Raw genomic sequence first — 25,896 nt, 5'->3', positions numbered from 1 at the left:
TGATGAAATTTATAACAATTAAATATTATCCGTGTATTTCAATGTAATATGAAAATTATGATTAAAATTGTTTAAACTTTTTACTTACTCAATTCAGAACATCAACAACCATAATATTAAAGATCACATTTACGGCAAAATACTCAAAGTATCAAAATTTTATAATTACTCATATTACTATAGTTTTTTTAATAATTTATTCAATAATCTCTTATTAATGTTCATATTAGTTAAACCTAATATCACATTTATTAGAAATTTTAGAAAAATATATTAATACGACCTTAGGATTATCTCATCGATTTTATGTGTTATTAAAAACCAAATTTCTCTTGGTTTATTCTCTTCAAAAAAACCGAAATGGATAACCAATTCGGTTTTAGATTGCATATCGTCATAAAACTATTTTTTATGAGTATTCCCTTGATTCTGGATAAATTCAGCAATATTAATTACATCAAGATCCTCACTCGCATGGACAGGACCTTTAAACTCACGCCCTGCTGTTGTTTGTAGATATTCACTATTAATTTTTTCATTATCGGGCCAAATATGGTTCAATACCAATCCCTTAGCCCCCATTTTCGTAGCAAATGCACCCACACCTAAGGTTGATTTACGATTACGAGGATCTGTTCCTGAAATAATCGCTGTATGACCATCTAAAATCTGTGTCGTCATGGTTTTTTCTAAAGGTGTACCTGCAAACACTGCTACGGCTGCATTTACATCCATCACTTCATTAATCAAAATATCGGTATTTTTACCCAAACGAAGTAAATTTTCATTTGGAGCAGTATCACCACTAAATGTGACCGATCCATATTTAGTATCGAAGCGATAAGACCAAGCTGGATATACCAGTGGATGCTGAGCCAATGCTGCTGTCACTTTTACATAATCATCTTGATAGACCTGTATCGGATTCATCACAGGTGACATATTGCTAGGACTGGCATTTTTAGGTGCAGGTAATGCCATAATATTTAACATCCCTTGACCATTTGTTCCTGTTAAATCTCGTGGATGATCATCTGCACGACGTACTGTGTGAATTGCATTATTCATATCATAAGCATTCGCAGCAAAATGCAGCTGCATTAATTCTTTAATGCCTGGCGTTGGGTCCTCAGCATGGATTAATTTAGTATTTGGTAAATGACCAAATCCAGCATCATCACCTAATTTACCATTCGAGTCAGCACGATCTGGTCCAACCAATGCAATTTCTTGTTTGCCATATTTCCAGTTAGGGAAGTTAACATTCACAAATGGATAGAGATCATCCACATGATCAGAGTGCAAGTGTGTAATAAAAATCCCACGCACATCGCCAAAATTCAGACCACTTTCATAAAAGCGTTGTACCAAACCTGATCCTGCATCAATAACATAGACTTGACCATCTACAACCAGTGCTGTTGATGTCGCTGCCCTTAGACTTGGGAAAGGTCCTGCTCTAGTCCCCAACATAACAAGATGCATACCATCGCGTGGCGGTGGAGTCGCTCTAACTCGTTTAGCTTGACGCTGCAAATAACTCGGTGTCGCACTCTTTAAACTCTTTGATTGTGTATCAGTACGATTAAAAGCTTGTTCATCTGCTGCAAAACTCAATTGGCCAATAAAACAAGTTGAAATAGCAACACACAAATATTTTTTTAAATTTTTCATATTAATTCCCTTTATATAAAACAGTCTTTAAAAATCACAGCACATCATTTTCTGTAATTTCATCCATTACGGTATTTTCAAAGCAAAACTATTGAGTTAATAGCGTTAGTTTTCTATTAATCTCAGCCAGAAAGAGAGTCCTTCACTTAAGGTTTTACATTTTACTCATCATAATTTTAACAATCATTTTTGAACAATCTTTCTAATTTTTAGGTTAATTACAACGATATTTTGAATAAAATTTAAATAATAATGAAAAATCACTCATTATATTCTATTTTATAGATCCCATCCTATTCACTGGGTCTAGCTAACATTATGCTACTCACCTATATAAAAGCTTAATGTCATTAGACCTCAATAAATTGCTTGATGTTTAACATGCTATCTTGCATTGTTATAAGACTATTCCTTATCACCCATTCCACGATTTAATAGACAGTGAATTGTTTTAATATTATTCCATTCGTTCAAGAAATTTTCTTTTTAAACCAATAAACTATTAATAACACCATTAAAAATGGAATACCAAACTGCAATGTTGATTTAAACTCGTCGGTAAACCAAGTTGTAATCATAATGCTAAATATACTGACCAAACCTAGTACAGAAATAAATCGACTTGCTGGAATTTTAAATTTCAGTACCGTTTGATGGCTTGCAAGATGTTTTCGGAAAAAAATATGTGTTACAAAAATACTTCCCCAAGTAAATAATGCACCAAACATGGAAAGTGCAATCATGATAGGAAATGCTGACTCTGGATTAATGCTATAAACTACACTCGCAACTCCAATCCCTATAGCAGACAGCATTAATGCATTTATAGGCACACCATTGCTGCGGATTTTTCCAAAGATTTTTGGAGCATCTCCTGCACGTGATAAACTAAAAAGCATACGGGTTGAAATGTAGAGCATGCTGTTCATCGCTGAAAGTGCGGCCACAACAACAATAGCGTTTAAAATACTGTCCGCATATGGGATACCGACCAGTCTCATGACTGTAACAAACGGACTAGTTGCATCTTTTCCAATCAATTCAGTCCATGGTACTAGCGTCACAATTAAAAATAGTGACAGTAAATAGAATAGAATCAACCGTACAGCCGTACTCTTAAACGCATATTTTACCGCTTTTTCTGGATCAGCAGCTTCACCTGCTGCCACAGCAATCATTTCAATACTAAGATAACTAAAAATAGAAATAATGACACCAATCCAGACCCCACTAAAACCATTTGGGAAAAATCCCCCATGATCAGTTAAATGAGCCGTGATATGGCTTTGCTCAGTATTTTGCGTGAGAATTCCAATTGCGAGTAATATAAATACAATAATGGCAAAAATCTTAATGGTAGAGAACCAATATTCAACCAGTCCAAAGGCTTTAACACTATAAGCATTAACCGCGAGCAAAGTCCCTGAGAAAAACATGATCCAGAACCAAGCATGAACATCTGGAAACCACATTTTCATATAATCAGCGACAGCGGTAATTTCAGTACCAACAGCAAGAACCATACAAGCCCAATAACTATAACGCACTAAGAACCCAGCTAATGGACTAATATAGTGTTCTGCATAAGCTCCAAAAGATCCTGAGGTCGGGTGCTGAACCGTCATTTCTGCAAGACATGCCATCAGTGCAAAAGCGATTAATCCACCAATAGCGTAACTGACAATAACTGCAGGACCCGCATAACTAATCGCAAACTTACTTCCCATAAATAAGCCAGTACCAATCGCACCACCAATGGCAATCATACTCATTTGCTTTGCAGTCAATTTTTTATGTAGGCCCGATTCCCTAGTTTGAATTTCATCAAAATTATTCATAAACCCCTCCTGGGTAAATGTATTTTTGTTTATAAAGCAACTTAAATTAAGTGACTTGCCCGCGAACTTGATATTCGCTGTTCTCCCATTCACCTAATATCATGACTTGCTTTAGGTGCTGTACAGCATCCCAAATATCAACAAAACCGAGATATAAAGGGGTGATTCCAAAACGCAATACTTCAGGCTCTCGATAATCACCTATTACCCCGCGCTTAATTAAAGCTTGGATAATCTCATAACCAAATTGATGTTTATAACTCACATGACTACCACGATGTTTATGAACAACTGGGGTAATCATTTCGAATCCAAAGTCAGTACATTCTTGCTCGACTAAAGCCATAAATAAATCTGTCAGCTTTAGCGATTTTGTTCGAATTTTCTCCATGCTGGTATTGAGGAAAATATCTAAACCACACTCAATGAGACTCATTGAAATAATACTTTGAGTGCCACATAAATAACGACGAATACCTACTGCTGGTTCATAGTTTTGAGCCATATCAAAAGGTTTGTTGTGCCCCCACCATCCAGATAAGGGTTGCCAGAACGTATTGTGATGCTTCGGATTAACCCAAAGTAAAGCTGGAGAGCCAGGGCCACCATTTAAATATTTATAAGTACATCCAATCGCAAAATCACTATCTGTCTGATTTAATTCAATCGGAACAGCACCAACAGAATGACAAAGGTCCCAAATAATCAAAGCACCTTGAGCATGAATTTTTTGGTTAATTTCGTTCATGTCATACAAATAGCCAGTACGATAATTCACATGTGAAAGCACCACCACAGCAACATCGTTTTGATTTAAGAGTACATCTAAGTCATTTTCGTTTTCAATTAATTCCAAACGATAGCCTTGATGAATAAGATCCAAAAATCCTTCAATGATATAGATATCCGTTGGAAAGGCATCCTTCTCAGCAATAATTACTTTACGTGAAGCATCCTTTTCTGCTTGAATTTTCACAGCTGAAGATAAGACCTTAAAAAGGTTTAATGTCGTTGAATCGGAAATAACCGTTTCACCAGCATTTACACCAATTAATTCAGCAACTTTATCTCCCAAACGCGTAGATAATCCCCACCAATCTGCGGTGTTCCAGCTATTAATCAGGTCATTGCCCCATTCTTGAGAAATAACGTGTTGTGCTAAATCTAATGATTTGGCGGGTCGAGCACCTAATGAATTACCATCAAGATAAATAACATTTGTTGGAAGTGAAAATTCGTTTTTAAATTGTGCTAGTGGGTCTTCTTTATCCCAAACTTGACATTGTTCACGTGTAATCATGTTTTCTCCTTATGGAAATCGTCCTTTATTTAGTTAAATATTATCATGATGAAAATATGATTTATTCGATAGTATCTAGTCATTTTCTTATATTTTGATATATAATTCTAATTAAATGGATTATATTTGAAGGATATCCCATCATGGATTTAGATGTTATTGATCTTAAAATTCTAAAACTGTTGCAAGAAGATGCACGCTTAAGCAATCAAGATCTGGCTGATCTTGTGCACTTATCTGCTTCTGCTTGTCATCGTAGAGTAAAGATTTTGGAATCAAATGGAATTATTGAAAAATACCAAGCGAAAATAAATTATGCGAAATTGGGTATCAAAATAGAGGCAATGGTAGAAATCAAGTTGGCTCATCTTACAGATGAAGATCATCACACCTTTATGACTCAAATTAGGGATTTTGATGAAGTAGTCAACGTTTATATTATTACTGGCGAATCTAACTATGTTTTGTGGGTGGCAACAAAAGACCTAGATTCTTTTTCTCAATTTATCATCAATAAGCTCAATAAGATTAAAGGCATTATGAATATAAACTCGAAGATCGTTTTGAAAAAAGTGGTGCAAAAAAGTTTGATTTAAAATTTACTTAATTTTATTATCAACTTACAATAAAAGTATTAACAATATTCTAATAAAAATTTAGGAAGCCTTCTGATAAATATTTTTCCGTTTTTTTTCTTACTTTTGGCTATATCTTGAGCTAATCATTATTTTGACATCTGGATATATTCCAACTGTAGTTTGAATTGACTAAATATATCTAATTTAATTAGACTTCATTAATGAAGTCTAATTAAATTTTCCATATAAAAGCACATTAAAAAAATTATTTTTCCTAAATTAAAGAAATTACTCTTACTTTTAAAAACTAGCAAACCATCTTGAAACGTCTTTTAAGAAATAATCTGGTGGGTAATGTCCTTTTAAACTTCCACCTCCAGAATACTGACCAAGTTGATAAAGAGTCAATCTTACAGGTGCGACCTGACATTGGGTGTATTCAGTTGTTTCGTTTGATAGTTTTTTAGTCGAAGAGGTTTTACATTTATGATTATCTAACCAAAATGTATTCTGCTCTTTTCCAAACAATCCATTTGGACTCTTACTGCCAAAAAAATCATCTGCCAAGCCAAATACAGTCCAAACTGCAGGATTACCTTTGCACTTAACAGCATTATTATTATCATCATAAAACCAATATGGACTATTGGCTGCAACTGGTGCAATTGCTTTAAACTGATCTCCTAGCGAACATCCAACTACAGCAGCCATATCGCCTCCCCAAGAATGCCCAGTAACAAATATTCTTGTTGAATCAATTGAATAGTTACGCTTAACTAAAGAAAGTAATTCCTCAGTAAATTTGATATCATGATTTCCAGAAAAATCCCCACCGTTTGGCCCTAAGGCCCAACCTTTATCGACTCCCCAACGCCATTTTTGATCAGGATAAATAAAAATAGTATCAGGCATATTTTTTTCTAATCCATGAGCCGAAGAACTCCATCCCTGCCCAAACCAATCCTTCATTTCTTTACCTGTAGTATCTGTTCCCGCAAAAACCAATACCAACTTATATTTTTTCAATGGGGTATAATTTTTAGGTAAAGTAACGAAATAACTTCTATTTCCTCCAGCAGCTTCAGAAAAGCTATTATTCAGTTGCCCACTTGGGGGCATAGCCGCAAAAACCATATTAGTAAATAAGAAAAATAATATATTAATCTTAAATAAAATTTTTAAAATACGTTTTATTCCCATATCATCCACCTAATTTTAAACATCATATAATTTAAGAGTTATATCTAGATTAAAATTAATATATTTAAAATATATTAATAATATAGCAACATGAAACAACCCAATCTTGAAAATCAGTTAAATATAAGATTGCACAACAAGCTTCTTAAAGCTAAAAATATTACAATCCTTTTTAAACGATCATAAATTCAATAACGTTCCTGTTAATATGTCTTACTAAAAAGAAAAATCTGGTACCACGACTAACTCGAAGATAACTAAGCATTCTTTTTCTTTTTAAAATAAGGAGCAAGTAAAGAATCCCAAGCATCAACTATTTGTTGATATTCATGTTCACAGTCTTCAGCACGTTCCTTATGAAGCAACTCATCATCTATAAGACTCTGGAAGCTCTTCGGATCAGAACCATAAACGTAACAAAGAAAATTTACAGCACGTTGTGCATCTAAAGAATGTGAATCATAAAAAAGTAAATCATCCAATGAAGTCGCTCTTCTTGCAGCAAGACCATAGGTATCTGAAACTGTAAGAAGGTACTCTTTATCTTGATCGTCATAAGTTAAAATATATGCTGCCAACTGATCTGCTACATCTTCTTCTCTACCCGTAATTTTTAAATCGAGCTCTGCAATAAGGGCGTGCCCAGTTTCATGGAATAAAGTTCCCACAGCACTTTGATATAACTCGTTTTCTAATATGACACCCGAATCGCCAGCTTCAGTGAACATTTTCCTTTCTTCTGCACCCAATTCGTAACATAGTTCAATTGTTTTCTTATCACTGTCATAAAATGCATTCGCTTCATTACACTCTTTTGCAATAACTTTGATATCAGAGGGAATATTAACAAAATCATTCATTTCTTCAGTATAGCCTTCTAATAACTTCCGACTACGCCAAAGACCTTCCTCAATTCTATTGTCTGCATTTAGAGCAGGTTCATAAATTGGGATAAATTTTCCTTGTAAAGTAGGTCCCTTACTTGATGCCTGTTGTTGAGTATTTGTAGATTTACTGTCTGAACTATCATTACAAGCCGTCAGGCCTAACAGCGTTATGAATGTAACAGAAAATAATCTTAAAATTTTGGAGTATTTTAAAACATCATCTTTCATATATAGATTTCCTTTTTAATTAAAAGTATTTGAATATTAATCAAAGATAAAATTCAAATAAAAAATAGATTATTAAATTCTCACATTTAAAAAAATCATTTCAATAAAAATAATAAATACCCCTCTTGATCATCAAAAAATTTCATCGATATCTTTTCTTTCAATTTAAAAACTAAAAATTCAAAATCCAATACAGATTTTATTTTAGTTAAAAATTCCTCTATGCAATTATTTCAAATATTTTAGCAATGCTTATACTGGTACCAATTAATTGCATTTTTAATTAATAAATCAGTTGCATCTATGAATAAATCCGGATGTATTTTAATCCAATCTTCTAAAATTAGAGGAATTTCTGTACATGCAAGAAGGAACTTTTTATCATCTTTTAATGTATAATTTTTAATAATGCTGTTCATTATTTCTTTAGCTTTTGCATATTCTCCAGCTTTATACTTATAAATGCTTTCCATTATTAGATTCTGAAAAAAAGAAGAAGGAATAGTGAAGTTAATTTTATTATTAACAAATTCCTTTTGATAAAGTTGAGTACTAATTGTAGCCGTAGTCGCTAAAATACAGACTTCCTGAATATTACTATTTTTAATATATTGAATAGCTGATTCAACAATACTAATCATTTTTGTATGAGTAGATTCTTGCAACCGATCAAACCAAAAGTGGGCAGTATTACATGGAATGATTATACATCCGACATTGGCATTTTCTAAAATTCGTAAATATTCAACCATCTTTTCTAATGGTTTATCATTTTTATTCAAAATGGATTTTGTTCTATCAGGTATGTCTGGAATACATACAGTTATGACCGGAATATGGTCTTGATCACAGTTTGCTCTAGTATTTTTAATAATTTTATTCATGGCATCAACTGTCGCCTGTGGCCCCATTCCACCTAAAATTCCAATTGGTTTATTCATATCCATTTCCGAGCAATTACTATATGAACTTAGCATTGCAAGAAAAAAATTTATCAGTTTGCAAAAAATAGATGTAAAATCCAAAAAATGCATAAGCATTCTATTTGTATTTTTTAAATTTTTATATCAAATTATTGATTTAATTAGATTAATTAAATCTAGGCATTATATAATGATGCATAATTTGCATAGCTATATTAAAAAATGCATAAGTTTTGCATCATTTTAATGCACTTTTTGGGGAATGATGTTGATATTTAAAATACCTTTTAGTTTAATTATTATGATTAACTAAAAAATAGGCTAAACAATAATGATATTTTTGTATAAACATATTAAATGATTATAAACCTATATGATTTTATTTTTATTTTAATAATTTTGACTGTATGAATATCTTCACTTTTTTGAGTTATTGGTGTGTGCAATAGACTGATATAAACATTATTATTAGATCAGAGCTACAAACTTAAAAGTACAATTATTTAAAAAACTAAAGTGCTACGGATTTATTTCCATCTATGTAATTTCCCAATCTATAGCTTTAACAAAACTCCATAATCCTTCTGATGCGGCATTCAATCTAGAACTACTTCTATATAAATATATATCAACAGATAACACAGAGTTTTTTAGAGGAATAACCATGAGTTCATTATTTTTAAGTTCATCTTGGATACTGTAATCTGGCAACCAGCCCACACCATATCCCCCTTTAATCATATCTTTAAGTAAGATACTCATTGATGATACAAACGTAGTACTAAAAGAATGAGATTGATGTTCTTGAAGAAATTTATTTACTTTCTTTCCCATATAACTATCATCGGTATAATTCATTAAAGGAAGCGAACCATCTTCAAGGGAAAACTTAGGACACCCTAAATGATTTGGGGCCGTAACTAAATATAATTTTGCTGAGAAAAGTTTATGGCATAAAAATTGAGTGTTCATAAGCTCATCATCATAAAAAGAAGCGATAAAATCACATTTCCCATTTCTTAGATGATCAACTGTCTCATTTACATTGATTGACTCAACATAAAAGATTTTTTCTTGATAATTTTTTAAATTCCCCAAAATTTTAGGAAAAATATATCCTGCTAATGAATGTGCTGAAGCTATAGTTACTCTACTTCTTATATCATTAGTACCTTTAATTTTATCGATGTTGTATTCAAAATCATCTAATAAACTTCTTACATGTAAAAGAAATAGCTTGCCCTTTTCTGTCAATTTTAGAGGAGATGTATCCCTGTCAAAAACTTCAAATCCCAAAGAGTTCTCTAAAGTCTGAATACGTCTACTTAAAGAGGATTGCGAAATATTTCTTATATCTGCGGCAACTGTAAAGTTTCGATACTTTTCTAAAACAATAAGATCATACAACCACCTTAACTCTATGTTTTGTATCATAAAAACTTACTACCCATTTATAACTAAATTTATACTTTAGCAATGAAAAGTCCACAAAAATATGACATAACTCATTTATTTTGAGCTACTGCCAAGACTGGTTCTACAAAGTTATCATCTCATGATTTAATCAAACATGAATATAGAAAACTCTTCACTTAAGATTGTCACTAAATGGCTTAAATATCTATAATTTCCTATATTTAATTTTCCAATAGTTAATATTATTTCTGCTAATCTTTCTTTATCAAAATTATCAGATTTTATTAGATCGTAAAGAAAATTAACAAGCTCAGCAAAAATGCTTTTTTTTGACTAGAACCTGATTATTTATAGCTAAGATTCTAAAAAATATACTTTAAAAACCATTCATTTTAAATTAAGCAATATTTATAATAGCGTATACTCTAAAAATTGGTTAATAATTATCAAAAAAAATCCCTAGCAATAGAAAACTGATATTAAAATTATTTCTTATATTTTTTAAAAATATTAATACATTAATTTTCCACATAATATATTATAATTTATAAAAGTCTGCATTAAGTATTAGTTATGACATTAGAAATTCGATGGATTGAAGACTTACTTGCTCTAGAGCAAGAAAAATCAATTTCTCAAGCAGCAGAGGTACGACATGTCACACAATCTGCATTTACACGGAGAATTCAGAACATTGAAAATGCATTTGGATTCCAAATTCTAAAAAGATATAGTAAAAATATTGATTTTACCGAAGCGGGACAAATTTTATTAGCTTCCTCAAAAAACATCCAAAACCAACTTAATGCAACAATCAACTATCTTGAAAAAAATATTAAAAATAATGAATTAAATATAAGGTTTGCTGTATCACACTCCTTAACAACCCAATTTTTCCCACGATTTATCAATGATTCATTAATAAATTTAGAAGATTTAAAATTAGAAATTATTGCATCCAACTTCAAACAAGGGCTGGGTTTACTCAAAGATGGCTCTTGTGATTTATTAATTTGCTATTGCGATCAAAAAACATTACAGCAACTTGATCTTTCTCTTTTTGTCTTTCATAAAATTGTGAAAATGGAAATACTCCCTGTTACTGCACTTGATAATGGTATTCCTAAATATTCAATTGATCAGCCTTTCCCCCTATTGGCATATAGTAAACAAGCATATTTAAGAAACTGCGTTGATGAGGTGATTGAAAAAAATCTAAATTATCGAACTCTATATGAAACAGATAATGCCAGTGATTTAAAAGAATTAGTTATACAAGGTTTGGGTATAGCATGGCTACCAAAATTATTAATTGAAAAAGAGATCTCCGAAAACAAATTAAAAATAATAGATAACAAAAACTATAATACATCTCAAGATGTCTACATTATCAGACACAAAATTGTTATTTCAAATAGTATTAATCAGATATGGAGATCAATAACTGCACCAAAAAAATAAAAAATTAGCATATGGTATTTTAATTATGATCTTAAAAACCCGCATCAACATAGTGATCATTAAATTAAGTGATAAATACAACATCAAGCTTGCTATTTAAAATCACTGTTGATACTCTTTTTTAGTAGGTTATTTATATGCTACATAAAACAGATTAGCAATTATCTGCTAATCGATTTACTGGGGTAGCATTTGAGTCAATCACTTCATTCTCTTGTTCAGCATGCTCATATTTATCGCCTTCTGTACGAGCAATTACAGCAGTTGCAATGCTATTGCCAATGACATTAGTTGCAGTACGTCCCATATCTAGAAATTGATCGATTGCTAAAATTAATAAAATACCAGCTTCAGGCAATTTGAACATGGCTAGAGTTGAAGCGATAACGACAATAGATGCACGAGAAACACCAGCAATTCCCTTACTGGTTATCATTAACGTAACTAGAATTAAAGCCTGCTGAGTCCAGCTCAAATCAATATTATAAGCTTGAGCAATAAACAAAACAGCAAATGCCATATACATCATAGACCCATCAAGATTAAATGAATAACCTAATGGAAGCACAAAGCTGGTGATTCGTTTAGGGATCCCAAATTTGTCTAAAGCCTCCATCGTTTTTGGGTATGCTGACTCACTACTGGCTGTAGCAAATGCCAATATGGTAGGCTCGCGAACCACTCGCATCAATCTAAATACATCTTTTTTCAAGAAGATGTAGCCGAATGAAATGAGGATCATCCAAAGAATCAGTAATCCGATATAGAATTCTCCAATAAAAATACTATAATCAAGAATTAACCTAGGTCCTTGGACTGTAATGGCAGAAGCAATTGCCGCAAAAACCGCAACAGGTGCAAAAGCCATAACATAATCTGTGATGCGGAACATGACTCGACAAAGCTCATCAATAATCCGGCCAATTACAGTAGCTTCATTTTCGTGCTGAACATAGGCTAATGCGGAACCGAAGAAAATTGAAAAAACTAGAATTTGCAAAATCTCATTATTCGCCATTGCTTCAGCAAAACTGCGTGGAAAAATATGAGTAATAAAAGTTTGTAGACTTAAACCTGATGCACTAACACCAACATCGATAGCTTGCTTCGGAATAGTCAGGTTCATTCCAGCACCAGGTTGGAAAAAATTTGCTAGACTCATACCGAGTAAAAGTGAAAGTAAAGATGCCCCAATAAACCAACTCATAGCTTTTAAGGTAATTGATCCTAAAGAAGATGACTTTCCCATTGATACCAAGCCAGAAACAATTGTTGCAAATACTAAAGGCGCAATAATCATTTTAATTAATCTTAAAAAGACATCAGTGACAATCTTGAAGTATGAAGAAATTTCAGTTGCTTGTATGGTATTTAAATTACTATGGCATACCCAACCCACCAATACTCCTGATATCATTGCAATCAAAATATATTTGAGTAATTTTTTTTGATTCATAAAACAAATTCCTTCTTTAATATTATTTACATCAAAATTTTGATCTTACATACAGACTTTGATGATTATCCATTTTGGTTACATAGCGATGGCTTTACTTTTTCGTTAAAAAAATTGGCTCAACAATCCGCTGTCGCAAGTGTTGCTTTTTTTTTTATAAAACGACAATGCAAAAATTAAATCTTGTATGCAAATAATGCATATTTTTAACCACGTCTTATCATTACCAAAACAGCTATTTTTTAATTCATCTATTTGTTAAAAATCGAATACAAATGATGTATTGGAGCAATCTCATTTCATTTTATTGTTTTAAATCATATCACTAGATAAAATTAAAAATCATAAGTTTGAATTACAAATTTTGTCTACCTTAGTACTTACTTTAATATTTGCTCTATTAGTTTTCGATTAAACGCTGCTACCTTGATGTGCTTTAAAAGAGCTTTTAATTTCTCTTGCAGTCATTTTCTAGTAACCCTATTATTTTTCTAACATAGGTTGTTATACAAATCTAGAATTGAGTTGCCATATTTATTTTATGGTTCTAAATTTCTAAAATATCCCCAATTTATTCTAAAAAAATATAAAATGAATTTTTCAAATTAAACCCAATCGACAATCATGATAAGTGCCAAATGCTATCTGTTAACAGTTTGACTTCCTCGATATCATGAGTCACATATAACATAGGAATTTTAATCTCATTCTTTATTTGTTGAAAGAATGGAATAATTTCAGCTTTATGCTCTGCATCTAAGGCTGATAAAGGTTCATCTAATAGCAAAATATTCGGCGAATATAAAATCGCACGACCCAATGCTACACGCTGTTTTTCACCACCAGAAAGGTGTATTGGCATCCGATCAAGTAGATGGCTTAGCTTTAATAATTCAATGATATAGTCCAACTCAAATTGACGTCGCTCAACATCAATTCGGTTATATCCAAACTTTAAATTCCCCATAACATTTTTATGTGGGAATAATTGGGCATCTTGAAAGACTAAACCCACACGGCGTTTTTGAGTGGGGACATTGATTTTTGTTTCATGATCAAACCAAGTATCTTGGTTTACTTTGATCCAGCCTTGTTGTGGCGTACGTAAGCCAGCTATCGCATTTAAAATGCTGGTTTTACCTGAACCAGAATGTCCAAATAATCCCACCACACTTTCATCAGACTTAAATTGCTGATTTAAATTAAATTTATTAAATTTCAGGGTTATTTTAAAATCGAAATGCATTACGTTAACTCTGTTTTTTCTTTTGATAGCGGTGAAACCACTGTGCAAACCATAATGCCAAAAATGCCACAGTCAATGAAATCATAATCAGACGTTGCAATGCATGATTCATATCAGGCTGTTGCATCAAACTATACATCGCAAGCGGTAGAGTTCTGGTTTCACCCTCAACATTCCCCACAAATGTAATTGTTGCGCCAAACTCTCCTAAACTACGACAGAAACATAAGATTGCACCAATTAAAATACCACTACTCGCTAAAGGTAAAGTCACATGCAGAAATGTTGAAAATGCAGATGCGCCCAAAGTTTTTGCAGCCATTTCTAGCTTTTGATCAACAAGTTCAATCGCCAGACGAATCGATTGGACCAATAATGGAAATCCCATCACTGCCGAAGCCAAGACTGCACCTTTCCAATTAAATGCAAAATCTAGGCCGAACTCCGTTAAATATTTCCCTAAGAAGCCTCGATTACCAAAAACTTGTAAAAGTAAAAAACCTGGCACAACTGGCGGTAACACCAAAGGTAAAAAAATCAATGTTTCAAATAATGATTTTCCGAAAAAATCTTTACGTGCCAAAATCCAGCCAACGATAATGGCTGGAATCAAGCTAAAAATCAGACAAAAACCAGCAACTTTACAAGAGAGTTTTAAGACTTCAATTTCTGCTGATGACAGTACATCAAACATAGCCGATTTCTAATTAAGAACACTAAAGCCATATTTTTTAAATATGGTTTTAGCTTCATTGCTTTGTAAATATTGATAAAACTTAACAGTTTCAGGGGTCGGTTTTACCATCCCCATTGGGTAAACAATCGGTGTATGCGTGTTTAACGGAAACTCAGCAATAACCTTAACATCTGGACTAATTGCAGCATCAGTTAAATAAACAATCCCCACATTACATTCCCCACGTGCCACAAAATTCAGTGCAACGCGAACATCTTCTGCTTGAACTAAACGCGGCTGAATTTTTTCCCACCACTGCAATGATGTTAAAGCTTGCTTCGCATACTTCCCAACAGGAACACTTTTGGTATCGCCTGTACAAAGCTTGCCTTTAAATGCGGTAGTTGGGTCAAATGATGGGGTCATTTTGAATGGTATGTTTTGATTTTTCGGGCTAATCAATACTAAACGATTACCAAGTAGATTTTTTCTATTTTTAGGATTAATCAATTTTTTATCTTGTAAATAATTCATCCACTGCTCATCGGCAGAGATAAATAAATTGGCTGGTGCTCCTGCTTCAATCTGTTTTGCCAGTGTCGATGAACCTGCATAAGATGTTTTAATTTTTATATTATTTTTCTTTTCATATTTTTGATCTAGTTCTGCTAGAACATTGGTTAAACTGGCTGCAGCGTAGACTGTGATTGTATCTTCTGCATAAGCATGGCCCATGGCAAGCAAACTTAAACTGAATAAAATTTTTTTCATCGACATCTTCCTTTGAATAACAAAAAATTGATCGCTAAGCATTACTGACTATAAAGAACGAAGCCGTCACCCCGACAAAAGCTTGCCAATGTGAGACCTGAAGCTTGTGCCATCTCTATTGCCATACTGGTAGGCGCAGAAATTGTTGCAAGTAATGCGATATTTAATACAACACATTTTCTAATCAGTTCGTAACTTGCTCGACTGGTCATCACCACAAATCCTTTTGACAAATCAAAGTTCTCTGCTGAGATATGGCCCAGTAATTTATCTAGCGCATTATGTCGTCCAACATCTTCAAAAATAGCATGAATGATCCCCTCCACAACCCAAGCAGCAGCATGAGCTCCGCCAGTCACAGCGGTAATCTTTTGCTGGTTTTTTAATTGTTTGATTGCGTTAGGAATTTCTCTTAACCATTCTGATTGAATTGTAGAACTAATTTTTGGTAATGAAAATTGAAGTTGTTGAAGACTTTCTATACCACATAAACCACATCCTGTTCTACCAATCAGCATTCTGCGGTGTTGTTTTAATGCCATAAAAGCTTTTGATGAAATTTTCATCTCAACCTGTATACCAAAATTGTTGTGAATAATATCAAGCGAGTAAAGTTCTTTTAAACTTGCAATTATTCCTTCAGAAAGGCTAAATCCTTTTGCGAATTCAGCGATATCAGTTGGTGTAGCCATCATCACAGCATGAGATATACCGTTATAAACCAATGCTATAGGATATTCTTGAACAACCTGATCAAACTGAACATCTGTTTTATCTTGATCAAATCGTGTAATTTGAACTGACGCATAACCTGAAAATAGTGGTTCCAACTTGAGCTTTCCTTACAATTCTGGATAGCAATCATAGGTTACTATCCAATTTCACGTATCCTGCAATAAACCAGTAAATAATTAAATCTCAACCTTTTTTTCTGCATTCTCAGGATCGACCTCAGTAAATAAATTGAAGTGCTCAGGTGCATCGCCAGCATGTAAAATAACAGGAACACTTTTTGAAGCTGGAATCTTGGCGTATTGATCATGACTTGAAAGCGCAACCAGTGGATTGGTTTCAGGATAATAAGCGGCCAGACTTCCTGGTGGAATATTATAGGGAACGATTCGGAAACTTTTCACGACTCTTTTTACCCCATCAGAGAATACACTTTCAATATCAACCCATTGATCAGCAACAAAACCTGCTTCATCAATATCTTGTTGATTTATAAATAATACACGGCGCTGGCCAAACACACCTCTATAGCGGTCATCTAGGCCGTATAAGGTCGTATTGTACTGATCATGCGAACGAATCGTCATTAAGGTGTAGACTTTGCTCTTCGTATACTGGGCAGAAAATTGATTTTCTTGATCGTTATAAACTTGGGTTAATGGTGTAATCAGGAATTGTGCTTTACCCACAGGGGTATTCCAAACTTTAACATTGGCAGGATGAATAAGATGGAAACCACCTGGTTGATAGGCTCGCCCATTGAAATCTTTAAATTCCTCAAAAACCTCTTCAATAGAATCACGTATACGATCATAGTCCTCAACATACCAACGCCATTTAATTTTAGAGTCAGGTAATGTCGCTTCAGCCATTCGTGCAACAATATCAGGTTCAGAAAGCAAGTTCTTTGATGCAGGTTCATTACGCCCAGCGGATAAATGAACATTACTCATTGAATCTTCAACTGAGATCGCCTGATTCCCTTTCAGTTGCTTATCCAATTCGGTACGACCTAGACATGGAAGAACCAAGGCATTTTTACCACACACGAGATGGCTACGATTGAGTTTTGTTGCAATATTTACAACCAGTGAACAGCGTTTAAGCGCTTCTTGAGTATATGGAGTGTCAGGTGTCGCAACTGCAAAATTCCCGCCTAAAGCAATGAAGACTTTAACATCGCCCTCATACATTGCTTTAATCGTTTCTACCACACCATAGCCATGTTTACGTGGCGATTTAATGTTAAAAACACGATCAATATCATCCAGCATTTTTGCACTTGGTAATTCATTGATCCCCATGGTCCGATCACCCTGCACATTACTGTGCCCACGAACTGGACATAGGCCTGCTCCCGGACGACCAATCTGTCCTTTTGCCAAAAGTAAATTAGCCAACATATGAACATTCGCAGTGCCGTGTCTATGTTGTGTTATGCCCATCCCCCAACAAAAAATCGAACGCTCAGACTCGCAAAACATTTTAGCAATTGATTCTAAGTTTTCTGGAGAGAGACCTGAATACTGATAAATATCACGCCATTCTGTTCGGTCAACTTCTTTTAACATTTCATCAAAGCCAACAGTATTCTCAGCAATATACTGCCGATCAAATACCCCCGTTTTACCTGCGAGTATTGCCTGTTTATCCCATTCATGAAGATGCTTCATCATACCTAACAGAAGCGCATAATCTCCGCCAATTTTCGGCTGAAAATAAAAGCGACTAATAGGCGTACTGCCATTCGTCATCATCTCAATTGCTGCTTGAGGATCCTGAAAACGCTCTAATCCACGTTCTTTGATTGGATTAATCGCAATAATATTTCCACCTCTACGCGATACTTCACGTAAAGTTCCTAACATTCGAGGGTGGTTGGTACCAGGATTATGCCCAAAGCTAAATACGGTATCCGCTTGATCAAAATCATCTAAAGTAACGGTACCCTTGCCAAGCCCAATTGAATCCTTCAAACCAATACTGGTGGTTTCATGACACATATTTGAACAATCAGGGAAGTTATTTGTTCCATAACTTCTGACAAATAACTGGTACAAGAAAGCCGCTTCATTGCTTGCCCGACCAGATGTATAAAATGCTGCCTGATCTGGATGATCCAAAGCTTGAAGATGTTGAGCGATAAGCTTAAATGCATCATCCCAAGAAATTGGGACATACTTATCTGTAGCCGCGTCATAACGTATTGGATCTGTGAGTCGCCCCAAATCTTCGAGGTAAAAATCATTTTGCTCAGCTAACCAACTCACCGTGTGATGCGCAAAAAATTCGGGAGTAACTCGTTTACTGGTTGCTTCGAATGCAACAGCTTTTGCACCATTTTCACAAAAGTTAAATGCGTGCGTATCTTTTTTTTCAGGCCATGCACAACCAGGACAGTCAAAACCTGTCGGCTGGTTAATATTCATTAATGTAATTGAGCCTTTGGCAAAGACTTCTTGCCTTTTTAAATTTCTAGCAACACTCAACAAAGCGCCCCAACCTCCAGCTGGGTGCGTATAGGGTTCGATACGCGCGAAATTAGTATTCTCCTGAATATGGCGTTCTTGGCCTTCTGTTTCAGGTTTATTTTTTTCTAAATCGTTCATTTGAGTGCCCTCTTTAATGGCTTATCTGATTAAAAAATCAGCTCAAGAAAAAATTCATTTACTTTACATGGTAACTTTTCATAATAATCATTCATCATTCTTATAACTTAAGCTGCTTAATTTACAACGACTTAATGAGAATGTGAATTCAAATGAAGATGTTTATGCGAAACATCTTCATCTTTCCGGATACAACAGCCAGCAACATATTCACTGGAACCATCTGAGTAAAACTCTTCTTTCCATACTGGAACTTCATGTTTTACACGTTCTACAACCTCTTCACACGCCATAAAAGCTTCTCTTCGATGCGGCGCATAAGCCACTGCGATGATTGCTTTGCCTCCGATATCTAGAGCGCCAATTCTATGAATAACCTGAATATATGATACTGCATATTTGTTTTGTATTTCTTGCTCAATTGCACGAATCATTTTTTCAGCAATGGGCTTATAAGCAGTATATTTTAATGCCTTAACACTGCGACCTTCATGGTGATTTCGAACCGTTCCAATAAAAATTCCAATACCACCACATTCAGGAAAATGATCAATGGTTTTAAAATCATCTAAACTCAGATCCGTTTCCTTAATCCGAGATCTATCTGTCATGTTAGCCTCCTGCTACAGGGGATAATAAAACCAATGTACAATGGTTTGTTAATCGATGTCGACGGGGAATAATTTCTTCACCAATCGCACATGCACACTTCTCTAAAAGACTAGCGCAATCAGGATATTGATCAGAAATTTGCTGCAAAATTTCTGAGACCATACTATTTTCAACACAAGAAAAATTTAAATCTTTAGGTAACAGTCTTTCAATTGCACCATAAGTTTCAATCTTAATTTGAATCTCTGCCATTTAACACCTTTACTTAAGCATAGCGCCACAATGAGTATTTAGGGTGAACTAAATTGAATTTGAACGACTGAATATGTGTAATTCTTCACGGTATAGTCTTAACTCCTGTTCTGAATTAATGCTATGAAAACTTATAGGGTTTTCATATTTAACGACCTTTGGATTCAAATCATCAAAGCATTTTCGAATACTTAATTGTTCATTAGCCAAATGCTTTTCGAGCGTAGCTAAGCTGTCTCTTTTCAACAAACAAAAGGGGTAAAGGTTTTGTTCGTTTATAGAGATAAATACAGCTTGAGAATTTTCTGCCTCCAATAAAGCTTGATGCATTTTTGATAAGACATCTTTAGGGATAAAAGTAATATCGCAGGGAATGAACAGAATATAATCTGTAGTTACATGTGCCCATGCGCTTTTCATTCCCATTAATGGCCCTAAAAATCCCGCCTGATCATCTGAAAAACAGGCTATTTCAGCGATGATCTCCTGATAAACAATACAGTCCTGATGACTATTCACCCAAATTTTCGCAACCTCATCACAAAATTGATGGTAGATTTTAAGCAGTTGCATTTCATGATCAAACTGCTGCAAAAGTTTGTTTTTACCTTGCATCCGTCTAGCTTGACCACCAGCTAAAATGACTAAGTCAGTATTTGGATATTGAGACATTTTATTGTTACCCAAGCGTATCAGACTCAAAATACTAAAGACGAATGAACTCAATGAATTTGGGGCAATTTTCAGCATTGTTAAACACTGGAATTCGACCAATGACATTCGCTTCACTTAAATTACTTAGCATATGCGATTGCTGTTTTTTGAGTTTTGAAACACTAAGTTGCCCTTGCTCATCAACATTCAGTTTCATACGCAACAGTTGTTCTCGACTATCACCCTTTACAGCTTCGCTTAAGCTTGCCTTCTCCCATTCTGGTTTGGCTTCTTTTAAACCTTGCATTGCTTTAAGCAAAGTGAACACATGGATTTCTAAACAAACAAATACTGCTGCTGGATTACCCGGCAACCCTAATAAATAGGAAGACTGGTTTGGTTTTTTATATTCAGCAAAATAAATCGGTTTGCCTGGTTTCTGAGCAACTTGCCAAAAAATTTCATTTGCCCCTAATGCAAGAGAAACAGGGCGAATCAAATCATAATCCCCAACTGAAACCCCACCAGTTGTGATAACTAAATCGTAATGATCTAAGGCATTTGCTAAAGCCTTTTTCAAGACAGTTTCGTCATCTATCACATGTTCTAAATGGATCGAGTAAAAACCTCTTTCCTTCAACCATGTCAAAACCATTGGTGAATTCGCATCAAAAACCTGAGCGCTATTATCAAGACTTTTGCTGACTTCATCCCCTGTAATCAATACAGCAATACGAGGACGGTTAAAAACACTGACCTCTTTTACCCCAGCCATACTTAGTGATGCAACTAAGCCACTTTTTAGATATTGGCCCTGCTTTGCCAATATTGTCCCAATGGATAATTCTTCGCCTTGATAACGAATATCTGTCCCTTTGTTAAGCGCTTGATTTAAGCTGATTCGGCTATCTAGTTTAGATACTATTTCTTGTCTGGCAACTGTATCAGCCGAATCTGGCAATTTACCGCCTGTAAAAATTCGAACACATTGTCCAGACTCGATCTGAACATATTCTTCAATACCTGCGCGTATTTCTCCAACCAATTCAAACACGGTAATACCGGCAAGAATATCTTCGCTTTTTAAGGCATAGCCATCTACTGCACTCTGAGTAAATAGAGGTAATGCAATCTCAGACAGGACATCTTGTGCCAGATAATGTTGATGTGCTTCTACCAGTGGCAGAGTCTGAACCGCTCGCGGTTCAACTGTAGAATAAGCTGCCAATGCTTGATCTAAACCTATTAATCCTTGACCAGAACAACTCATTCATAACCTCCTGGGTGTGGTAAGTCTCGACATACATCAAAGATATGCACCAAGGCAGGTAAAATCGCTGCCATAGATTCAGAAGCACCACCACGGCTTCCTGGTAAAGTAATGACCAGTGAACGGTCAATAAAACCAGCAACACCACGAGACATTGCAGCATAAGGTGTCCGTCTTTGACCAAAAGCACGTGCTGCTTCCATCAGGCCATTCAGTTCTCGTTCCAATAATGGTTCTATCGTATCAACAGTAATATCGCGCTTGCCTATGCCTGTCCCACCTACCGTAATGATGCATCCATAAGATTGCACCAACTCTGAAATCAATTGTTTTAGTTGCAAAGGCTCATCAGCGATGATTTGATAGTGAATTGGATCAAATCCAGCCTCAGTTAAGGTTTCAACCACAGAACGTCCCGCAGTATCAGGTTTTTTTCCAGAAGCGACACTATCTGATAAAACAATGACTGCAGCTGATACAGCTTGTCGAAGATGACGTTTATAGTGCGATTTCCCGCCCTTTTTCAATTCAAGTTTGCAATGACCAATCATCAGTTCATCTGGTTCACAATGCGGTTTCAACATGTCATAAATCGTGAGCGCAGCCAGACTTGCGGCAGTTAAAGCCTCCATTTCAACACCAGTTGGCGCAATCGTTTCTACGGTTGCCGTAATCTTGACGCGATCTGCTAGTATTTCAAAATCGACATCAGCTCGATAAATAGGTAAAGGATGACAAAGCGGAATAAGCTCATCGGTACGTTTGGCTGCAAGAATCCCTGCGATTCGTGCTGTTTTTAGTGCATCGCCTTTTTCAGTATTACCCTCTGCTAATAATTGTAAACAATGCGGAGGCGCGAATAACTCTGAACTTGCAGTAGCAATACGATAACTCTCAGGCTTCATGCCTACATTTTTCATAAAAAATCCTGTCAATTTAAATAATACACAACTTCACAATAAGCGATTCATTTCAAATAAAAAAAGCATATACAATTCTATCTCTATGTATAAAATCAACCGCCAATAGAATGCATACTAATCTTACGAATGGGTGCAGCTTGGTAAGCAATATATCCTGCCTTTTTTTGCCAAACCGTATCCAAAATTGTTGCTATCAATTGTTTTCCCTGAGCTTTATCCAATAAATGTCGAACAGAAATACCTGTATTGGCAAACAAACATGTAAATAACTCACCCGTCGCGGTTAAACGCAAACGATCACAACTTTGACAAAAAGGATTGCTGATGGTGGAAATAATACCCAGTTTAAAACGTTGATTGAGTGTATATATTGTGGCTGGGTCATTATTTCGCTCTAATTTATCGATGCGAAAATATGGCGAAAGTATATTGATAATGTCATCCTCAACCACGACTTTCTCACGCTTCCAATGCTCAGGTTGATCCAATGGCATGTATTCAATAAATCGTAGTTCAAAGTCATTTCGATAAGCCCACTCAGTTAATGGCAATATTTCCTGATGATTCTCTCCATAGACCAAAACACAGTTGAGTTTAATTGAGATATTTGCAGCTTTTGCCGCCTCAATTCCTTTTAATACGGGTGTTAAGGGTTTTTGAGTCATTTTAAAAAAAGTGTCTGGATCAATACTGTCTAAACTTATATTTAGATCATCAAGCCCAGCTTGTTTCAGCTCAACTGCATATTTTTCTAAATAATAAGCATTCGTCGTCATTGAGACACGTTGTAAACCTGATGGTCTTAACGTATTGAGCGTATAAATAAAATTAACGAGCCCTTTTCGCATCAACGGCTCGCCACCCGTTAAGCGAATTTGAGTGATGCCAAGCTTAATCATCACTTCGCAAAATCTATAAAGTTCTTCAAAACTTAAAATATCCTGTTTAGCTAACCAGGTCGGATGATCAGGCATACAATAACTGCATTTAAAATTACATCGATCAGTCAACGAAATTCTTAGTTTTCTTTTGTGTCTTTGAAACTGATCAACTAATTTCGATTCAGGTAAATGTGCTGATAAAATAGATTCAAACTGGCTTTTTGTTTCAGAGCTTATGCTTACAGAGCTTTGTTTTGATACCTTCATCATTTTATTTCTCAGCACTTAAAAACAGTTTTGCTTCATTAAAGTTGCGTGGCAAAAATAGATAAACCAGTAATAACACCTAATCTAGGTACCCTACACCTTGCTCATTCAAAGCCTAATCAACCTTTTTTATTGAACTTTGTTGTAAAACCAGTCCGTATGGCCTTGTTCAGCAATATCATTCACAGATCAACAAACCCGTATCTAAAACCTATCATACAAGCCATTCATCTTCTACGGCCAAGCCTTGATAAATCGATGAAATCTCTCAATAGCTTTGTTCCAAAACGTGATCGTATACACAAGCCAAAGGCAAACATGAAAGAAATACACCATCCAGGATATCTTAGAGCACAAGATATCTTTTACATTGGCAATCTCAAAGGTGTTGGTCGAATCTTTCAACAAACTTTCATCGACACCTACAGCAAAGTCGTTCGCAAGCTCTATACAACGAAAATACCGATTACAGCAGCAGATCTTTTTAAATGATCCTGTATACCATTTTATCAGTCACATGATCTACCAATGCTGCGTATCCTGACAGATAGGGTATTGGATATTGCGGTAAGGTTGAACAACATAATTATGAGCTATGTTTAGCCATCAATGATATTGATCACACAAAAACAAAACCAGCATTCCCACAAACGAATGGAATATGCGAGCGTTTCCATAAAGACGATCTTGCAAGAGTTTTATCAAATTACATTTAGGAAGAAGCTATATAGTACTTTAGCGAAATTACAAGCTGCTCTAGACGTTTGGCAAAATTCTATAATACTGAACGAACATATCAGGAGAAAAATGTGCAGTGGTCACACACCACTAGAAACATTACTTGAAGGGAAGCGAATTTGGGCTGAAAAGAATCTAGCTCAAATTTAACCTGACAGACACACTAAAAAAGGGTAACTGTCAGATCAGGTTTGAGCGAGTACATGTAAATTTAACAGAAGTAATTTCTGGGCCATTTCTAATAAAATTTAGTGAATTTAACAAAATGAATATAATTCTTTAACTTTACCAATTTCAAATAGCATCTTTATTAAAATCTTTTCTCCATTGTATTGGACTCATACCAAACCAAGTTTTAAATGCTCGGTTGAAAGAACTTTGTTCATTATAAGCGAGCAAAGCTGATATCTCATTAATGTTCAATGACCTGTCCTCAAGGTATTGTAATGCCAGTCCTTTTCTAACTTGGTTAAGACGTTGCTTAAATGTATAACCTTGTTTTTGTAATTTGTATTGAAAAATTCTCGTAGGAAGACCTACTTTTTTGGAAACATATTCAATATTGATATTACCTTGATGAATAGCTTTGATAATATTTTGTTGCACCAACTCATCAAATGAATTCACCTCTGGTAGCTCCGTCAACAAAATGTCTGCTTGCCTATTTAAAATATTTTTTAAAACAGGATCAGCCTTATTTATTGGCAACTCTAAATTACTTTTCGCAAAAAACATCCTTGTTCTATTTTTTGAAAACTCAATATTACAATCAAAATATTTTTCATAAGTACGTGGATTTTTGGGTCGATCGAATACAAACTCCACTTTGTTCAACTTCACAACATTGGGCGCTACAATGATGTTTACAATATTAAAAAATATAGCAATCATTGTCTCATCCGCTAACTTACCCGCTTTAAAGTTTGCATCAAACTCCCATGAAACAACAAGGCTTTCATCTTCAATAGAAACTTCCATTTGCATAAAGTCATAACAGAGCCTTTGATATTTAATAAAAAAAGGCAGTGCATCATATAAGCTTTCACATGATAAGCCGATGTATCCTAAAATACCTAAATGTGAAGGTTTTACATATCTAGCAATTTCTAATCCTAGAGATGGTCTATTATATTTTTCTTCAATTGCTTTCAACATTGCTAACCATTCAGTAAATGGAATTCGTTTGTATTCATGCAAATTGTTTGAAATTTTAGCGACATTTAAATTTTTTTTTAAAACAAAAAGCTCTAACAAATCAATTAAACCGCTCGTCACAGACTTCAAACTATAAATACGCTTCATCT

22 protein-coding genes and 1 pseudogene are annotated in these 25,896 nt (G+C 34.7%); 3 read left to right on the top strand and 20 right to left on the bottom strand.

Going from position 1 to position 25,896, the window contains the following annotated elements; all coding sequences use genetic code 11:
• Positions 1–402: 402 nt before the first annotated feature.
• The 3 genes from FHR28_RS21610 to kynU form a co-directional block, all read right to left on the bottom strand.
• The gene (locus FHR28_RS21610; protein WP_166783551.1) at positions 403–1,674 is read right to left on the bottom strand and encodes an MBL fold metallo-hydrolase; all 1,272 of its coding nucleotides are present in this window, start codon (positions 1,672–1,674) and stop codon (positions 403–405) included.
• A 470-nt stretch (positions 1,675–2,144) separates the two neighbouring features.
• On the bottom strand, positions 2,145–3,512 hold the full coding sequence (locus FHR28_RS21605) for an amino acid permease (RefSeq protein WP_166783550.1): 1,368 nt from the start codon (positions 3,510–3,512) through the stop codon (positions 2,145–2,147).
• Between the two features lie 46 nt (positions 3,513–3,558).
• Complete coding sequence (kynU, locus tag FHR28_RS21600; protein ID WP_105714277.1) at positions 3,559–4,812, bottom strand: kynureninase; 1,254 nt, start codon at positions 4,810–4,812, stop codon at positions 3,559–3,561.
• 143 nt (positions 4,813–4,955) lie between these two features.
• On the opposite strand from kynU, the gene gigD reads away from it, so the two are divergent.
• The gene (gigD, locus tag FHR28_RS21595) at positions 4,956–5,408 is read left to right on the top strand and encodes an Lrp/AsnC family transcriptional regulator GigD (RefSeq protein WP_154130233.1); all 453 of its coding nucleotides are present in this window, start codon (positions 4,956–4,958) and stop codon (positions 5,406–5,408) included.
• A 282-nt stretch (positions 5,409–5,690) separates the two neighbouring features.
• On the opposite strand, the gene FHR28_RS21590 is transcribed toward gigD, so the two are convergent.
• From FHR28_RS21590 to FHR28_RS21575, 4 genes are all read right to left on the bottom strand, one after another.
• Positions 5,691–6,590 carry an alpha/beta hydrolase family esterase gene (locus tag FHR28_RS21590; protein WP_166783549.1) on the bottom strand — a complete coding sequence of 300 codons (900 nt, stop codon included), beginning with the start codon at positions 6,588–6,590 and terminating at the stop codon, positions 5,691–5,693.
• Between the two features lie 257 nt (positions 6,591–6,847).
• The gene (locus FHR28_RS21585; protein ID WP_166783548.1) at positions 6,848–7,705 is read right to left on the bottom strand and encodes a DUF4344 domain-containing metallopeptidase; all 858 of its coding nucleotides are present in this window, start codon (positions 7,703–7,705) and stop codon (positions 6,848–6,850) included.
• A 242-nt stretch (positions 7,706–7,947) separates the two neighbouring features.
• A complete protein-coding gene (locus FHR28_RS21580) occupies positions 7,948–8,646 on the bottom strand; it encodes an aspartate/glutamate racemase family protein (RefSeq protein ID WP_166783547.1) in 699 nt (232 codons plus the stop codon).
• A gap of 519 nt (positions 8,647–9,165) precedes the next feature.
• Entirely contained in the window at positions 9,166–10,062 is an 897-nt protein-coding gene (locus FHR28_RS21575) for a LysR substrate-binding domain-containing protein (protein WP_166783546.1), read from the bottom strand.
• A gap of 555 nt (positions 10,063–10,617) precedes the next feature.
• Here FHR28_RS21575 and FHR28_RS21570 point away from each other — a divergent pair.
• Entirely contained in the window at positions 10,618–11,505 is an 888-nt protein-coding gene (locus FHR28_RS21570; protein WP_166783545.1) for a LysR substrate-binding domain-containing protein, read from the top strand.
• A gap of 154 nt (positions 11,506–11,659) precedes the next feature.
• On the opposite strand, the gene FHR28_RS21565 is transcribed toward FHR28_RS21570, so the two are convergent.
• The 12 genes from FHR28_RS21565 to moaA form a co-directional block, all read right to left on the bottom strand.
• Positions 11,660–12,961, bottom strand: coding sequence for a dicarboxylate/amino acid:cation symporter (locus FHR28_RS21565; protein ID WP_056515364.1), 1,302 nt, complete (start codon positions 12,959–12,961; stop codon positions 11,660–11,662).
• A gap of 622 nt (positions 12,962–13,583) precedes the next feature.
• Positions 13,584–14,207: a molybdenum ABC transporter ATP-binding protein gene (locus FHR28_RS21560; protein WP_166783544.1), complete on the bottom strand. Its 624-nt coding sequence runs from the start codon at positions 14,205–14,207 to the stop codon at positions 13,584–13,586.
• Positions 14,208–14,211: 4 nt separating this feature from the next.
• Positions 14,212–14,901: a molybdate ABC transporter permease subunit gene (gene modB, locus FHR28_RS21555; RefSeq protein WP_166783543.1), complete on the bottom strand. Its 690-nt coding sequence runs from the start codon at positions 14,899–14,901 to the stop codon at positions 14,212–14,214.
• A gap of 9 nt (positions 14,902–14,910) precedes the next feature.
• Complete coding sequence (gene modA, locus FHR28_RS21550) at positions 14,911–15,654, bottom strand: molybdate ABC transporter substrate-binding protein (protein WP_166783542.1); 744 nt, start codon at positions 15,652–15,654, stop codon at positions 14,911–14,913.
• A gap of 41 nt (positions 15,655–15,695) precedes the next feature.
• A complete protein-coding gene (gene fdhD, locus FHR28_RS21545) occupies positions 15,696–16,484 on the bottom strand; it encodes a formate dehydrogenase accessory sulfurtransferase FdhD (protein WP_166783541.1) in 789 nt (262 codons plus the stop codon).
• Positions 16,485–16,565: 81 nt separating this feature from the next.
• A complete protein-coding gene (locus FHR28_RS21540) occupies positions 16,566–18,995 on the bottom strand; it encodes an FdhF/YdeP family oxidoreductase (RefSeq protein ID WP_166783540.1) in 2,430 nt (809 codons plus the stop codon).
• 131 nt (positions 18,996–19,126) lie between these two features.
• On the bottom strand, positions 19,127–19,606 hold the full coding sequence (locus tag FHR28_RS21535) for a molybdenum cofactor biosynthesis protein MoaE (RefSeq protein WP_166783539.1): 480 nt from the start codon (positions 19,604–19,606) through the stop codon (positions 19,127–19,129).
• A 1-nt stretch (position 19,607) separates the two neighbouring features.
• Positions 19,608–19,859 (bottom strand): MoaD/ThiS family protein, encoded by a 252-nt coding sequence (locus FHR28_RS21530; RefSeq protein WP_004820361.1) that lies wholly within the window; start codon positions 19,857–19,859, stop codon positions 19,608–19,610.
• Between the two features lie 48 nt (positions 19,860–19,907).
• Positions 19,908–20,531 carry a molybdenum cofactor guanylyltransferase gene (mobA, locus tag FHR28_RS21525; RefSeq protein WP_151957354.1) on the bottom strand — a complete coding sequence of 208 codons (624 nt, stop codon included), beginning with the start codon at positions 20,529–20,531 and terminating at the stop codon, positions 19,908–19,910.
• 34 nt (positions 20,532–20,565) lie between these two features.
• The gene (locus FHR28_RS21520) at positions 20,566–21,783 is read right to left on the bottom strand and encodes a molybdopterin molybdotransferase MoeA (RefSeq protein ID WP_151957353.1); all 1,218 of its coding nucleotides are present in this window, start codon (positions 21,781–21,783) and stop codon (positions 20,566–20,568) included.
• Positions 21,780–22,703 (bottom strand): bifunctional molybdenum cofactor biosynthesis protein MoaC/MoaB, encoded by a 924-nt coding sequence (moaCB, locus tag FHR28_RS21515; RefSeq protein ID WP_034614123.1) that lies wholly within the window; start codon positions 22,701–22,703, stop codon positions 21,780–21,782. The genes FHR28_RS21520 and moaCB overlap by 4 nt, the downstream gene beginning before the upstream one ends.
• A 95-nt stretch (positions 22,704–22,798) precedes the next feature.
• Positions 22,799–23,857, bottom strand: coding sequence for a GTP 3',8-cyclase MoaA (gene moaA, locus FHR28_RS21510; RefSeq protein ID WP_166783538.1), 1,059 nt, complete (start codon positions 23,855–23,857; stop codon positions 22,799–22,801).
• Between the two features lie 321 nt (positions 23,858–24,178).
• On the opposite strand from moaA, the pseudogene FHR28_RS21505 reads away from it, so the two are divergent.
• Positions 24,179–24,742: pseudogene (locus tag FHR28_RS21505) on the top strand (integrase core domain-containing protein); the annotation flags it as partial.
• Between the two features lie 144 nt (positions 24,743–24,886).
• Here FHR28_RS21505 and FHR28_RS21500 read toward each other — a convergent pair.
• Complete coding sequence (locus tag FHR28_RS21500; RefSeq protein WP_056515336.1) at positions 24,887–25,894, bottom strand: AraC family transcriptional regulator; 1,008 nt, start codon at positions 25,892–25,894, stop codon at positions 24,887–24,889.
• Positions 25,895–25,896 lie beyond the last annotated feature (2 nt).

Origin of the sequence: Acinetobacter sp. BIGb0196, assembly GCF_011759595.1 — a bacterium.
GTDB classification, from domain to species: domain Bacteria; phylum Pseudomonadota; class Gammaproteobacteria; order Pseudomonadales; family Moraxellaceae; genus Acinetobacter; species Acinetobacter guillouiae.
The sequence above is the reverse complement of the archived record's forward strand: the minus strand, read 5'-3'. Positions and strand labels throughout refer to the sequence as shown.

What these genes read in the sequence shown, in the direction of transcription:
- FHR28_RS21610 (WP_166783551.1), bottom strand. Translation starts at nt 1,674, where the DNA reads ATGAAAAATTTAAAAAAATATTTGTGTGTTGCTATTTCAACTTGTTTT.
- FHR28_RS21605 (WP_166783550.1), bottom strand. Translation starts at nt 3,512, where the DNA reads ATGAATAATTTTGATGAAATTCAAACTAGGGAATCGGGCCTACATAAA.
- kynU (WP_105714277.1), bottom strand. Translation starts at nt 4,812, where the DNA reads ATGATTACACGTGAACAATGTCAAGTTTGGGATAAAGAAGACCCACTA.
- gigD (WP_154130233.1), top strand. Translation starts at nt 4,956, where the DNA reads ATGGATTTAGATGTTATTGATCTTAAAATTCTAAAACTGTTGCAAGAA.
- FHR28_RS21590 (WP_166783549.1), bottom strand. Translation starts at nt 6,590, where the DNA reads ATGGGAATAAAACGTATTTTAAAAATTTTATTTAAGATTAATATATTA.
- FHR28_RS21585 (WP_166783548.1), bottom strand. Translation starts at nt 7,705, where the DNA reads ATGAAAGATGATGTTTTAAAATACTCCAAAATTTTAAGATTATTTTCT.
- FHR28_RS21580 (WP_166783547.1), bottom strand. Translation starts at nt 8,646, where the DNA reads ATGAATAAACCAATTGGAATTTTAGGTGGAATGGGGCCACAGGCGACA.
- FHR28_RS21575 (WP_166783546.1), bottom strand. Translation starts at nt 10,062, where the DNA reads ATGATACAAAACATAGAGTTAAGGTGGTTGTATGATCTTATTGTTTTA.
- FHR28_RS21570 (WP_166783545.1), top strand. Translation starts at nt 10,618, where the DNA reads ATGACATTAGAAATTCGATGGATTGAAGACTTACTTGCTCTAGAGCAA.
- FHR28_RS21565 (WP_056515364.1), bottom strand. Translation starts at nt 12,961, where the DNA reads ATGAATCAAAAAAAATTACTCAAATATATTTTGATTGCAATGATATCA.
- FHR28_RS21560 (WP_166783544.1), bottom strand. Translation starts at nt 14,207, where the DNA reads ATGCATTTCGATTTTAAAATAACCCTGAAATTTAATAAATTTAATTTA.
- modB (WP_166783543.1), bottom strand. Translation starts at nt 14,901, where the DNA reads ATGTTTGATGTACTGTCATCAGCAGAAATTGAAGTCTTAAAACTCTCT.
- modA (WP_166783542.1), bottom strand. Translation starts at nt 15,654, where the DNA reads ATGAAAAAAATTTTATTCAGTTTAAGTTTGCTTGCCATGGGCCATGCT.
- FHR28_RS21540 (WP_166783540.1), bottom strand. Translation starts at nt 18,995, where the DNA reads ATGAACGATTTAGAAAAAAATAAACCTGAAACAGAAGGCCAAGAACGC.
- FHR28_RS21535 (WP_166783539.1), bottom strand. Translation starts at nt 19,606, where the DNA reads ATGACAGATAGATCTCGGATTAAGGAAACGGATCTGAGTTTAGATGAT.
- FHR28_RS21530 (WP_004820361.1), bottom strand. Translation starts at nt 19,859, where the DNA reads ATGGCAGAGATTCAAATTAAGATTGAAACTTATGGTGCAATTGAAAGA.
- mobA (WP_151957354.1), bottom strand. Translation starts at nt 20,531, where the DNA reads ATGTCTCAATATCCAAATACTGACTTAGTCATTTTAGCTGGTGGTCAA.
- FHR28_RS21520 (WP_151957353.1), bottom strand. Translation starts at nt 21,783, where the DNA reads ATGAGTTGTTCTGGTCAAGGATTAATAGGTTTAGATCAAGCATTGGCA.
- moaCB (WP_034614123.1), bottom strand. Translation starts at nt 22,703, where the DNA reads ATGAAAAATGTAGGCATGAAGCCTGAGAGTTATCGTATTGCTACTGCA.
- moaA (WP_166783538.1), bottom strand. Translation starts at nt 23,857, where the DNA reads ATGATGAAGGTATCAAAACAAAGCTCTGTAAGCATAAGCTCTGAAACA.
- FHR28_RS21500 (WP_056515336.1), bottom strand. Translation starts at nt 25,894, where the DNA reads ATGAAGCGTATTTATAGTTTGAAGTCTGTGACGAGCGGTTTAATTGAT.